The sequence below is a fragment of the Paenibacillus sp. ATY16 genome (assembly GCF_003399985.2).
Classification (GTDB): Bacteria; Bacillota; Bacilli; order Paenibacillales; family Paenibacillaceae; genus Pristimantibacillus; species Pristimantibacillus glycanilyticus.
On the sequence record NZ_NMOK02000046.1, the window covers coordinates 15,439 to 28,569 of the forward strand.

A 13,131-nucleotide genomic window follows, 5' to 3' on the forward strand; every position below is an offset into this window, starting at 1 on the left:
CGAGCCCTACAGGAACTAACCGGGCTCAACGTAAATAATTTAAGCTGACGGTAGAATGCCGAAACCAGCTCGTAACCAAGTTTTTATGATGTCCTCTAGAAGAGGATTAACATGTCGTGAAGGGGACATGTTTTTAAATTTTTTTATTTATAGAGTCGAGTTGCTGTTATTTTCTTTAATCATGGAGTTATCAATATTAAGAATCTTTTTAGCGTTATCTACAAGATTATTTAGAAATCCAATAACAATTTCGGTGCTAAATCCTCCAGCGAACATTACGCTAAACGTAGAGATTTCTAATATTTTATCTTCATTGTATAGAAATAAACTTACGAATACAGTTGGGAAGATAATTGACATAATTAATCTGGATAAAATGTCCTCATCCCCACCTACACCTTTTGAATACTGCCTGGCCAAGAAGCCTAGTATCGAAATTAAAATAAATCTTGTGTAGGTGATAATATCGTGACTTACAAAGTCTAAATTCCATTGAAGAAGTGATTTTGAAAATATTGATAGAAAACCATATAGTAGTACAGTGAATCCTGCATAATAAAGGTGAGCAGTCTTCTTATCGTTAGCTGTATTATTAATCCTTTTGTTCAAACGGATTATTTGATACTTAATTTCAATTAACTTGTTATGGTTAAAATCTTTTTTAGATAGACTTGTCTCTATTTTTTTACATGATCTAACGCATTTCGTTAGGTAAGTATCATGACTTTCAATTAATTTTCTTAGTGCTGCTATTTCTTTAACTAATTCTTCTTTAGTAATGTTCGACAAATATCACACCTACCATTTCTGTTTATCTTTACATAATTTTAATCGGATATACTGTTTGGAATCATGAGGTAATTTAAATTAACTTTTATTGAAATGCTTATTGACTCCAGATATCCATTATGTCATATTGATATTATCAAAGTGATAATATGATTTACGGGGGAGGCCAGTACCTTGAACCTGAACGAAAACGAAACGACTTATTCCGCCAGTAACTACCGGACTCCCGATGGTGCGCCTACGGATATTGTTATTTTTACGATTACCTCCCAGGAGAAGGAGTCGGCAAAGAAAGCTCTTCCGAACAGGGAGCTTCAGGTGCTGCTGATTCGGCGGAAAGTATGGCCTTTTGCACGTCAATGGGCTTTGCCTGGCGGGTTTACCCGGGAGACGGAGACGGTGGAGGAATGCGCAATCCGGGAGTTGAAGGAGGAAGCCGGTGTCCAGCGGGTGCACATGGAGTTTCTGAAGGTGTACAGCAAGCCGGGACGCGACCCGCGGGGCTGGATGATCAGCCATGCGTTCTGCGCGCTGGTGAACGAGCGATACCTACGAGACAGGCGGGCATCGGACGATGCGGAAGACGTGCAGCTTTTTCCGCTAAGCGAAGCGCTCGAGATGGAGCTGGCTTTTGACCATCATGACATTATCCGTGACGCTTACCGGCGGATTCAGCAGCAGATGGTGACTGAGCCAATTGCCAAGGAGTTTTTACCGGAGGAATTTACGATTGGGGAGCTGTATCAAATCATTCAGACGGTTGTGCCGGCGTTTGAGGAGAAGAACTTTATCCGCAAAGTGACCTCCACGCAAAGCCGCAAAGGACTAATTGAAGAAGTCCGCCACGCGGACGGAAGCTTGAAGCAATCCAATCAGTATTCGCAGCGTGCGGCGCAGCTGTACCGTTTTACAGGCTTTGTGCCGGAGCTTTCGATTTATAGTTAATGAGCGAATGCTTACGAGGTATGAATCATCACTATAGGCCAGAAAACGGCCATTTCGGTGATCATTCATTTTAGGAGGAGATTCTAATGAAACAAAATCTATCGATGCTGGGACTGCTTGCGGCGATCCTGGCGGTCGCTTATTTTACATCGTCGAGCGCCATCGAGATTGCGGCTACAACAACCGGGCTGGCGGCCGTATGGCTGACCGCGAAGGAGAAAATGTGGACCTGGCCGATTAGCTTGGTCAACGTAGCCTGCTTTTTCTATATGTTTCTGGAAGTAAAGCTGTATGCGGATATGACGCTGCAGGTATTCTTTTTCGTGCTTAGCATCTATGGCTGGGCTGTATGGATGACCAAACGAGAAGGTGCGGCTGTTCGGCCAACAAGAACCTGGACTCCGCGAATGGCTGCGCTGCTACTTGCGTTCCTGGTTGTTTTCACAGTGGCGTGGGGTTACATTCTTGAGCGTTATACCGATGCGTCTATTCCTTATCTGGATGCTTTTATCGCTACACTAAGCCTGGTCGCCCAGTTCCTGCTCTCGTACAAAATCCTGCAAAGCTGGTATTTCTGGATCGTTGTGGACGTTCTTTCGATTGGGATGTATGACTACAAGGAGCTTTACGCGACTTCGTTCTTATATGTTATTTTTCTCGGAATTGCGGTTATGGGGCTTGTGGAGTGGAAGCGGGAATATGCGCGAAGAGCTTCAGTTATGCAGGCGCAGCAGGATGAGGTGAACACGTATGCCGGTTAAAAAAGTAGGAATGACGCTGGGCAAATTTGCTCCGTTTCATCGCGGACACCAACATGTGGTGGAGACGGCGCTGCGCGAGGTTGACCATCTGATTGTCGTTATTTACGACAGTCCGGAGGTGACTCCTGTGCCGTTATCGGTTCGGGCTCGCTGGATTCGCAAGCTGTATCCAACTGTGGAAGTGCTGGAAGCTTGGGATGGTCCGTCGGACAGCGGGGATACGCCAGAGATCAAGCGTGTACAGGAGAATTATATCCTGGGTTTGCTTGGAGGTAGGCAGATTACTCATTTCTACTCTAGCGAATTCTACGGCGAGCATATGAGCGAAGCACTTGGGGCGGTTAATCGTCAGGTCGATCCGCTTCGAGAGACGTTTCCCGTATCCGGCACGAAGGTGAGAGAGGGTTTGTTTGAAAATAAAAGCTTGGTGGATCCGGTCGTTTACCGGGATCTTATTACGAATGCCGTATTCCTCGGAGCTCCTTCTACCGGCAAAACAACGCTTGCCGCCCGTATGGCCGAAGAGCTGCAGACGGTCTGGATGCCGGAGTATGGCCGGGAATATTGGGAGGTTCATCAGAGCGAACGCCGCTTGACGCTGGAGCAGCTGGTCGAGATTGCGGAGGGCCATCTGGAGCGGGAGGAGCGTTTGCTGCTTGAAGCAAGAAATGTGCTGTTTGTCGATACGAATGCGATTACGACTTATATGTTTTCGCTCTACTATCATGGTGAAGCTCATCCCAAGCTAGAGGAGCTGGCGGTCCGCTGCGCTTCGCGATATGACCTCGTCTTCTTATGCGAGGACGATATTCCGTACGATGATACGCCGGACCGCTCGGGTGAGGTCAACCGATCTATTTTCCAGAAACAGATTGTGGCGGATCTGATTGAGCGCAAGATTCCTTTTATTCCGCTTCGCGGCAGCCTAGAGGAGAGGGTGCAGCAGGTCAAAGCCGTTCTCGGGAGATACAAAAAATACAGAAATCCATATGAATGCGGTGTTACGTTGATGAGAAACCGAATTCTTGGAGGCTTGTTTGGGGTTGCGGTTGGCGATGCGCTGGGCGGAACAACGGAGTTTATGAGCGAAGCGGAAATCTGGCGCAAGCACGGCTGGCTGGAGGAGATCGTTGGCGGAGGCGTCTGGCAGCTTGAAGCCGGAGAGATTACGGATGATACGGCGATGACAATAGCGGTAGCAAGGGGGATTTTGCGCAATCCGCAGGATCCGATCGAGGCGATCGGTGAGTATTTTATGGCGTGGAAGGCTACCCATCCGAAGGATATCGGCAACATCATCCGGACGGTAATTGGCCTCTATGACGGAAGCTGGACGGGTGCGGCGAGAAAGGCTGGTATGTTGCTCGGCGGAAAAACAGCGGGGAACGGAACGTTGATGCGTTGTTTGCCAGTTGCTCTTGCTTATGGGGATGCGGCTTTGATGGAAGAGGTAACGAAACGTCAATCGGAGATGACGCATGAGGATCCGCTGGCGGCGGAAGCTTGCCTCATCTATAACCGGATTGCCGCTCGACTGCTGGAAGGGGAACAGCTGGCTGCTGCTATCCGAGCCGAAATAACCGGAACCCGTTATGAACAGCTGCTGAACGGTGCCGCGCCGGCATCTCCGCCGGATGGCTTTGTTGTTCACACGATGGAATGGGTTGTCCATCATCTGCTTGCGGCTGAGAGCTTCGGGGATGTGGTGCAGCGAGCCGCAAACAAAGGCGGTGACTCGGATACGATAGGCGCAATTGCTGGCGGACTGGCCGGTATTTACTGGGGATACGGCGGGATTCCATCCAAGTATACGGATAAAATCCTGCTCAGACAGGAGCTTGTTGAGCTGGGAGACGCACTTCTCTCATTGCGAGAAAGTGAGAGGCTGTAGACGATAGATAGCGATAGGATAAAGGGGCTGCCCGAAGTCATCCTGGATGACCTTGGGAGCCTCTTTTTATTTGAAAAGGTCAGCTGTTTGCAGCAGGTAGTAAGGGGGACTCTCGATAGATTGGATATCCTCCAGTAAATTTACTCTTTTTTGTTGCTGCGTCTCTCTACGTTGGATTCGGTCCACTAAATTTATGCTTTGGAGGTTAGTAAGGTGGATTTCAGCCCGTTTTTGCTGTACGCAATCCAACGTAGGAATGCGAACCCGGGTAGAATGTACCTTCACGCTGGAGTGAATCCAACGTGAGCGGTAATCACTCTTCGGCAAGCGCGAAATCGGCGAACTCTGCTGGCCTTAACGATGTGCGACATCGTCAAGCCGGCGTCTTGAGCCCAAATCAGAGATCTTAACGATACGCCGTATCGTTAAGGAATCCCGCTGAGCGTGAAAAGCGCGAAATCGGCCAAATTCGCCAACCTTAACGATGTGGGACATCGTCAAGCCGGCGTCTTGAGCCCAAACCAGAGATCTTAACGATATGCCATATCGTTAAGGAGTCTCGCTGAGCATAAAAAAGCGCGAAATCGGCCAATTCCGTTGGTCTTAACGATGTGCGACATCGTTAAGCCACCGTCAACGGCCCGATTCCAGCAGCTTAACGATACGGCGTATCGTTAAGGAATCCCGCTATGGGGGAAGCTGGGGGAGTTCAGCCAGATCCGGCCAGTTGGCTGCCAAATCAGGCCAGATCTGGCAGCCAACTGGCCGCAGCGAAAAGGAGCAACCACCGGTTGCTCCTTCTACCCCCTCAAGCTTACTTCGTCTTTTTCCAATACACGCCGGTAATATCGATTGTTACGAGCGGGTCCGTGATGTTATGGGCAGCGCGGAAATCATGCACGGCTGCGGCGCAGTAGCCGATGGAGTAGTCGTCAATGATGACATAGCCGCCGACGGATACTTTCGGATAGAGGTTGTTCAGCGCGTCCATGGTGGAGGAGTACATGTCGCCGTCGAGGCGGGCAATGGCGATTCTCTCCGTTGGCGCCGTAGGCAGCGTATCCTTGAACCAGCCCTTCAGGAAGACAACGCTGTCGTCCAACAAGTCATATTTCTTAAAGTTGCTCTGAACCTCGGGCAAGGAAACGCGCAAAAAGTCCTGCTCGTGGAATTTGGAGGTTGCGTCGATCGGATATTGCGGGTCAGGCTTTGGCAGTCCTTCGAAGGAATCGGCCACAAGCACCTTGCGGTTCCTTACGCCATGCGCTTTTAAATAACCCGCCATAAAGATGCATGCTCCGCCGCGCCATACGCCGGTTTCAATAAAGTCTCCCTGAACGTTGTTGGCGATGACGTCATTCATCAGCATATGGAGGTTGTTCATCCGGATCCGACCGATCATGCTATGCGCAATAATGGGCCAATCGAGGCCTTGAAGGCGGTTCTCCTTCGTGGCGCCGGGCTCATGCTCCAGCCAGATTTCAAATAGAATCGTTTTTTTCAATAATTCCAAATACATCTCTGCTGCTAGATTGGGCATAATCACAGTCCTTTTCATTCTTAGTGTTAAGGTATGAATATGAACCAAGCTTGGAATTGGATTGTGTGTAAGACTACTAGGGAGAAAAACCTGTACATCGCCCGTTTTTGCTCATTGACATAAAATTTAATATAGCATTATAATATATCCATTATAACAAATGTTAATATGATAAAGGAGTTGTTTTCATGAGCGCAATTCGTCCTCCTGCAGTCCCTCTCGTAACGGTAGATCCCTATTTCAGTGTATGGTCCCAAGCGGACCGTCTTACGGATGACTTTACCCGCCATTGGACGGGACAACGGCATGCCATGACCGGCCTGATCCGAATTGACGGAATGGTCGAGCGGTTTGCGGGGCTGGTAGAGCCTAACGCGGAGCGCTATTACACGGAACCGCAGGCGATGGAGCAGAAGAGCGTATCCGTATCTCCGCTCAGCACGGTTTATACGTTCCAATCGGCAGGAATCGAATTGACGGTCCGCTTTACGTCTCCACTGCTTCTGAATGACCTGGACGTGCTGTCGAGACCGGCTTCTTACGTAGCCTTCGAAGTACGCTCGACCGACGGCGAGGAGCATGAGGTACAGATCTACTTCGACGTTACCGGCGAATGGTGCGTGGATCAATCCAAGCAAGCCGTTATCAGTAAGAAGCAGGAAACGGATGGACTGATCTCTCTGCAGATCGCTCATGAGACGCAAGAGCCCGTGAACGGTTCCGGCGACGACCACCGCATTGACTGGGGTTACTTCTACCTGAACGCGGAGAAATCCGATCAAGTGAGCAGCTACATAGCGCCTGCGCATATCCGCAAAAACTTTGTTCGCAACGAGAAATTGGCCGAATCTCCGGCACAGACGGAAGCTCAGGTTGTTTCGGACGTACAGCCGGTAATGGCGCTTGTCTACAACATCGGCAGCGTAGGCTCCGTAACGGAAAAACGCTTGGCCGTGCTCGCTTACGACGATGTGATCGCGATTGAATATTTCGGCGAGAAGCTGCAAGCTTATTGGAAACGAAACGGACAAAGCACGCAGGAAATGATTGCGGCCGCATTCTCGGAATATGAGAGCCTGCTCGAGCGCTGCGCTGCTTTCGATAAACAAATCATTGCCGAAGGCGAACAATCCGGCGGAAGCCGTTATGCGGATCTTCTCGCGTTATCCTACCGTCAGGCCATCGCCGCGCATAAGCTCGTATTGGATACGGAAGGCGAGATTCTGTTCCTGTCCAAGGAATGCTACAGCAACGGCTGTATGGCTACGGTTGACGTCAGCTATCCATCCGTGCCGATGTTCCTGCTGTACGCACCGGAGCTGGTGGAAGGGATGATTCGTCCGATTCTGAAATACGCGGAGAGCGATGCTTGGACCTTCGAATTCGCGCCGCATGATATCGGCCAATACCCGATCGGCAACGGCCAGGTATACAGCGAGAACCAGCGCGAGGGACAAATGCCGGTTGAGGAATGCGGCAACATGCTTTGCATGGCGGCTTCCGTCGCTCTTGCCGGCGGCAACCGCGACTACCTGTTCAGCCATATCGATATTTTGGGCGAGTGGGCGGACTACTTGACCGAGTTCGGCCTGGATCCTGAAAACCAGCTGTGCACGGATGACTTTGCCGGCCATCTTGCGCGCAACGCGAACCTGTCCGTGAAGGCGGTTATGGGCGTAGCGAGCTATTCGATCCTGAAGAAGCTGCAAGGCGATGAAGAAACGGCAAGCCGTTACATGGCCAAGGCGAAGGAAATGGCCGTGCAATGGGAGCAGCTTGCGGCGGATGGCGACCATACGAAGCTGGCTTTTGGCTCGGAAGGCACGTGGAGCCTCAAGTACAACCTGATCTGGGATGTGCTGTTCGGCACGGAGCTGTTCTCCAAAGAGATGATTGACAATGAGATCAGCTGGTATAAAAAAATGAGCAACGATTACGGCACGCCGCTCGACAACCGCGCCAACTATACGAAGAACGACTGGCTTGTCTGGTCGGCCGCGCTGTCGGATAACCGGAACGACTTCGAAGAGCTGGTCAGCCCGATCTGGGATATGCTGAACGAGACGGAAGACCGCGTACAGTTCTCCGACTGGACGGATACGGTTACCGCGCGTCAAATCGGCTTCCAGCACCGGACGGTCGTTGGCGGCATCTTTATGAAGGTGCTGAAGGACAAAGGCGTTATGAAGGCATTCCAAGCGGTTTCTTCCGTCAACGGAGGAAAGTAAATCTAAGATCCTGTGACGGACAGGGGCGCATGTGAAGTGCGCCCTTGTTTTTGCTCTACAAAAGAAAATAGACAATTGTTTAAATAACTATTTTGTTAATAAACCCGAATATGGTATATTTGTTATAACCTATGAATTGCGGTCCGGATAGGAGGATTACGCGTGAGTCAAGATAGAGAGCCTCTGTATATTAAAATACAGAATCATTTCAAAGATCTGATCATCTCCAGGGAGCTCGTAGAAGACGATAAAATCCCGACGGAAAAAGATCTGATGGACGAATTCGACGTCAGTCGGATTACGGTTGTGAATGCACTTGCCGAACTAGCGAAGGATGGTTGGATCTACAGGATTCCGGGAAGAGGCAGCTTCGTCAAAGGCATTCCGGAAAAGCAGATGGCAGTCAGCCCGGTCAGCGAAGCGCGCGGAGAGCAGTCGGAACCTAAAGTGAAAATTGGTCTCGTGTTCCCGGTGCTTGCCGACTATTTTGCCATTCGCTTAATAGCGGGGATAACGGACGGCCTTAAAGCCAAAGGTTATTCGCTTGTTATTATGCTGACCAACAACTCCAAGGAGAAAGAGAAGGAAGTTATCCGGGAGATGAAGAACACCGTTGACGGGCTTATTATTTTCCCTGTCGACGCCGAGGTCTATAACGAAGAGATTATCGCGCTCAAAATGCAGAATTACCCGTTTGTCCTGATTGACCGGTACCTGCCGGGCGTGGAGACAAACGTTGTTGCTTCGGACAGCGCGCTGGCCACGATGCTGGCGGTTGATCATTTGTGGGAGCTGGGACACCGCAATATTGCGATCTGCTCCGACTCGCCGCTTATGACGGTATCCGTAGACGAACGGATCCAAGGCTACCAGGAAGCCATGAAACAGAAGGAAGCACTCATTAACCCGTCGCTCATTCTGAATGATATTCATATTAATGGCGGCGGCATGAGTCCCGAGCATCCGTTCTACCGCTTCGTGAAAAATCAGATGGCGACCGCTTATATCGCGCTTAACTGCTCGCTTGGCGTTCAGATCTTATCGATTGCCAAGGAGGTTGGCCTTCGCGTTCCGGAGGATATCTCCATCGTGACGTTTGATAACCCGACACCGCTGCTCGAGGAGTTCAGCCTGCTGACGCATATCGACCAGTCGGAATATCAAATGGGGGCCGAAGCGGTACAGCTGCTGCTTCAAGTCATCGAGAATAAAGGCAAGCAGCCGATCAAATTCGAGAAGAAAATCTTGAAGCCAACCCTGATTGAACGCAAAACTACGGCAAAAGCGAAAGCATAAGCCGTTGTACATGCAAAACATACGAGAAAACCCGTTTCCCTTGCACTTCAAGGGGGGCGGGTTTTCTTTTTTTTATTTGACTAATTTGATATAACAAATATAATTAATTGTATAGGGGTTTTATAGCATTTGAGTAAGTCTAAAACAAGCAAGGAGGAAGATGATTATGAACGACAGGAAAGTTGTAGAAACCGCATCTTTGCATCTGCCAGTCCAAAACGCATCAACAAAGTCCTCTCTCAAAAAGTTTGCGGTCAGACACAAAGATGCTTTAATCGCGACGGCTATCTTGAGTCCAATGATTCTGTGGTGGCTTGTCTTGTCGGGGTTCCCGACGCTATTTGGCTTTTTCCTTGGATTTTTCGACTGGATCGGCATTGCGGCCAATCCGAAGTTTGTCTGGTTTGACAACTACGTTCGATTTTTCCACGATCCGCTTTACTACGAAGCCTTATGGAGATCGATCTGGCTTGGGGGACTTGTTACCGCGATTACCCTGATTGCCGGCTTTGGAGCAGCCTTGCTGATGAATATGCCGCTGTTCGGCAAAGGGATCTACCGGTCCATCTGGTACATTCCGGCGGTTACGTCAACGGTTGCGACTACGCAGATTTTCAATCTCCTCCTCGATACCAACAATGGCGTTATTAATAACTTTCTAAAATCAATCGGCAAGGAACCCATCGTATGGCAATATTCCGTTTTCTGGGGCGTGTTCTGGATCGTCGTCTACTCCGTATGGAAGGGCGTAGGGGGCGCGGCGCTGATCTGGCTTGCGGGTCTGCAGTCCGTTGACGTCTCCTTGTACGAAGCGGCGGAGATCGACGGAGCGGGACGCTGGGGCAAGCTTTGGAACGTGACGCTGCCGGGTTTGAAGCCGATTGCAACTTACATTGTCATTACAAGCTTGATTGGCGCGATTCAGATATATGAGCAGGTGCTGTTCATGACGGGCGGCGGTCCTTACGGTAAAACGGAAGTGCTTGTATTCCGCATCTACCGCGACGCGTTCTGGGACTTCAACCTTGGCATGGCGGGGGCCTCCTCGCTTATTATGGCGGTTATCGTCTTCTTGGTTACCATCGCTTATTACCGCTGGTCGACGAATTCGGACAGAAGCACAACGATCAAGATTAAAGGTGTTAAAGGAGGTCCTAAAGCATGAGAGAATCCATATCCAAAAAACTGGCGTTTCAATTGAAGCCGGGCAATCTGTTTGCCCATCTGGTTCTGCTTGGTATCGGACTTGTCCTATTATACCCTTTGGTCTTTATGATTCTGGCCGGCTTCTTCACGAAAGATGAGTTCACAAGCTCCATCATCGGACTGTTCCCGATTGCGAAAGCACCAACCCTTCAGAACTTTTTAGTTCTGTTCTACGGCTCTGCCGACGCAGGCATACAGAAATATTTCATTAACTCCGGCTACCGCACGATTTACAACACCTTCTGGGCGCTTCTGACTTCTTTGCTGGCCGGGTATGTGTTCGCAAGGCTGCGTTTCAAAGGGAAGGATCAGCTGTTCCTTGTCCTGCTGGGGACGCAAATGATTCCGGGAACGATCGCCCTCATTCCGACTTATCTGGAATTTGCGCGCTTTCCGTTTGCCGGGGGCAACCATATTTTCACCGGGGGCTCCGGGATTCTCGACACGTGGTGGGTATACTTCATCGGCGGACCAAGCTTGAATATCATGGGGGCATTCCTCGTTAAGCAGTCCATTGAGAAAATTCCGTTCGAGCTCGATGAAGCTGCTAAGGTGGACGGTGCGGGGACCATGCGCATAATCTTTCAAATCATGCTGCCGCTGCAGCTGCCGATTATGGCGTTTATTGCGATCACAACGGCGCTTGGGACATGGAATGACTTTGCAACGCCGTTCTTCTATACCTCTTCGGATAAGCTTCAGACGCTGCCTGCCGCGATAACAAGGCTGTCCTCGGCTGCCGTAAGTCCGGGGGCGATTCCGAACTGGCCGCTTATTATTACGCTTGGTCTCGGCATGACGGTTCCCGCGCTGCTTATTTTCTTCTTCTTCCAGAAGTACATTGTGCAGGGTCTCGCCAATACAGGCATAAAAGGTTAAGGGAAAATATTTGTTATAACATATTGAATATAACAAATAGTCATGATATATTAATGCCAAGAAGTCAGTTATCCTAATCTGGAGGGGTTCCATGTGAAAAGGACAAAGATCACATCCTTGCTTGTAACTGCACTATTAACGGTTTCATTATCAGCTTGCGGCGGCAACAATAACGGCAATAATTCGGCAGCTACCAATTCGCCGCAAAACTCGGCGACACCGGCTGAATCCGCTTCAGCCTCACCGTCTCCGTCGGAGAGCACGGACACGGGAGCGGGCAATCCGGTAACGATTACGGTTCTGAACGAAGGAGCTGTTGGAATCGGGGTTGGCAAGCTGGACGATCTGTTCGCGCCAAAAGAGAAGGAATTGAAAGGCAAAGGCATTGACGTTACTTATACGCCGGGCAACCCGGTAGCGGCATTCCCGCTTCATTACCAGAAAATTATCGCAGGCAAACTGCATGAGAAAAATATTAGCGTGAAAACCGAAGACTGGGGCTGGGGAGAGCCGCTGATCCAGAAAGAAACGGCAGGCTTCCTCGCTAAAAACGTTCCAGATATTATCGTAGGCGAAACGCAAATGCCAGGCTTTGCGCAGCAAGGGCTGCTTGAGCCGTTCCCGGACGATATGGCTGCGGAAATCCGTGAGAATGTATCGCCTGCGGCATGGAAGCCAATGGAATACGACGGCAAAATTTACGGTCTTGCTTCGCAGCCTGGCGTAAGCAGCCTGTATTGGAATAAGAAGCTGGTGAAAGAAGCCGGCATCGACCCGGAGAAGCCGATTACTTCCTGGCAAGAGCTGGCTGACAATGCGAAGAAAGTAACGGAAGCGGGCAAAGGCAAGTTCTATGGCGGCGGCGTTTACGCCGGTCCTAACTTCGGCGGATACCTGCGCTACGGCGCACTGATCGGAATTAACGGCGGTTCTTATGCCGATGCGAACGGTCAGCCGACCTTCAACTCCGATGCAAACGTAGAGACGGTTAATTTGCTCCGCGAGCTGAATGCGGATCATCCGGCCGGTCTGATGGTCAACAATACGGAAGGCACGTATTTCGATGCATGGAACAAAGGCCAGATTGCTTATCTGATCGACGGTCCTTGGCAAGTACAGCAGTGTAAAGACAATAAGCTGGAGTGCGGCATGTCGCCGATTCCTCTGTCGCCTAACGGAGCGGCTGCCAACGTAACGATTGGCGCGGCTTTCCACTCGGTACCGAAGGACGCGAAGAACAAAGACGCGGCTTTCGAGTATATCAAAGCGATGTACAGCAAGGAAATTCAGCAGCTGATTGCGGACTCCAACGTTCGTTCCCCGATTCTGAAGGAAATCGCTGAGGCGCATGATTACCAGCAAAAGCATCCGGAAATGTACCTGCATTACCAAGCGATGAACGGCAATGTCCAAGGTCTTCCTACCTTTGCGAAAGACAACTCCAAGGTATGGCAAGTATGGGGCGACGCGGTGGTGAAATCGCTGATGACCAAAGGCGACGTAAAAGCTATTCTCGACGACGCCCAAAAGAAAGCGGAACAAATTACCAAACAATAAAAATCAAAAAAGAGGACTTTCTTAACGCGTCCTGCACGG

Annotated in this window: 10 protein-coding genes; 8 read left to right on the forward strand and 2 right to left on the reverse strand. The window is 50.1% G+C overall.

Annotated features, from left to right (window positions below):
* Positions 1-147 precede the first annotated feature (147 nt).
* On the reverse strand, positions 148-789 hold the full coding sequence (locus tag CFI03_RS24330) for a hypothetical protein (protein ID WP_116394283.1): 642 nt from the start codon (positions 787-789) through the stop codon (positions 148-150).
* Positions 790-963: 174 nt separating this feature from the next.
* Between CFI03_RS24330 and CFI03_RS24335 the strand changes: the two genes are divergently transcribed.
* From CFI03_RS24335 to CFI03_RS31375, 3 genes are all read left to right on the forward strand, one after another.
* A complete protein-coding gene (locus CFI03_RS24335) occupies positions 964-1,734 on the forward strand; it encodes an NUDIX domain-containing protein (RefSeq protein ID WP_116394284.1) in 771 nt (256 codons plus the stop codon).
* Positions 1,735-1,820: 86 nt separating this feature from the next.
* On the forward strand, positions 1,821-2,495 hold the full coding sequence (gene pnuC, locus CFI03_RS24340) for a nicotinamide riboside transporter PnuC (protein WP_116394285.1): 675 nt from the start codon (positions 1,821-1,823) through the stop codon (positions 2,493-2,495).
* The gene (locus CFI03_RS31375; RefSeq protein WP_116394286.1) at positions 2,485-4,386 is read left to right on the forward strand and encodes an ADP-ribosylglycohydrolase family protein; all 1,902 of its coding nucleotides are present in this window, start codon (positions 2,485-2,487) and stop codon (positions 4,384-4,386) included. Before pnuC ends, CFI03_RS31375 begins: the two co-directional genes overlap by 11 nt.
* Before the next feature lie 814 nt (positions 4,387-5,200).
* Here the strand turns inward: CFI03_RS31375 and CFI03_RS24355 are convergent.
* Positions 5,201-5,926, reverse strand: coding sequence for a TylF/MycF family methyltransferase (locus tag CFI03_RS24355; RefSeq protein WP_116394287.1), 726 nt, complete (start codon positions 5,924-5,926; stop codon positions 5,201-5,203).
* A gap of 188 nt (positions 5,927-6,114) precedes the next feature.
* On the opposite strand from CFI03_RS24355, the gene CFI03_RS24360 reads away from it, so the two are divergent.
* The 5 genes from CFI03_RS24360 (at position 6,115) to CFI03_RS24380 (ending at position 13,092) form a co-directional block, all read left to right on the forward strand.
* Positions 6,115-8,154, forward strand: coding sequence for a glutaminase family protein (locus CFI03_RS24360; protein WP_116394288.1), 2,040 nt, complete (start codon positions 6,115-6,117; stop codon positions 8,152-8,154).
* Between the two features lie 162 nt (positions 8,155-8,316).
* Positions 8,317-9,450 carry a substrate-binding domain-containing protein gene (locus tag CFI03_RS24365; protein WP_116394289.1) on the forward strand — a complete coding sequence of 378 codons (1,134 nt, stop codon included), beginning with the start codon at positions 8,317-8,319 and terminating at the stop codon, positions 9,448-9,450.
* A 166-nt stretch (positions 9,451-9,616) separates the two neighbouring features.
* Positions 9,617-10,615 carry a carbohydrate ABC transporter permease gene (locus CFI03_RS24370; protein ID WP_116394290.1) on the forward strand — a complete coding sequence of 333 codons (999 nt, stop codon included), beginning with the start codon at positions 9,617-9,619 and terminating at the stop codon, positions 10,613-10,615.
* Entirely contained in the window at positions 10,612-11,535 is a 924-nt protein-coding gene (locus tag CFI03_RS24375; RefSeq protein ID WP_116394291.1) for a carbohydrate ABC transporter permease, read from the forward strand. The genes CFI03_RS24370 and CFI03_RS24375 overlap by 4 nt, the downstream gene beginning before the upstream one ends.
* Positions 11,536-11,628: 93 nt before the next feature.
* Positions 11,629-13,092, forward strand: coding sequence for an extracellular solute-binding protein (locus tag CFI03_RS24380; protein WP_116394292.1), 1,464 nt, complete (start codon positions 11,629-11,631; stop codon positions 13,090-13,092).
* The last annotated feature ends 39 nt before the right edge of the window (positions 13,093-13,131 follow it).

What these genes read in the sequence shown, in the direction of transcription:
- CFI03_RS24370 (WP_116394290.1), top strand. Translation starts at nt 9,617, where the DNA reads ATGAACGACAGGAAAGTTGTAGAAACCGCATCTTTGCATCTGCCAGTC.
- CFI03_RS24360 (WP_116394288.1), top strand. Translation starts at nt 6,115, where the DNA reads ATGAGCGCAATTCGTCCTCCTGCAGTCCCTCTCGTAACGGTAGATCCC.
- CFI03_RS24355 (WP_116394287.1), bottom strand. Translation starts at nt 5,926, where the DNA reads ATGCCCAATCTAGCAGCAGAGATGTATTTGGAATTATTGAAAAAAACG.
- CFI03_RS31375 (WP_116394286.1), top strand. Translation starts at nt 2,485, where the DNA reads ATGCCGGTTAAAAAAGTAGGAATGACGCTGGGCAAATTTGCTCCGTTT.
- CFI03_RS24375 (WP_116394291.1), top strand. Translation starts at nt 10,612, where the DNA reads ATGAGAGAATCCATATCCAAAAAACTGGCGTTTCAATTGAAGCCGGGC.
- pnuC (WP_116394285.1), top strand. Translation starts at nt 1,821, where the DNA reads ATGAAACAAAATCTATCGATGCTGGGACTGCTTGCGGCGATCCTGGCG.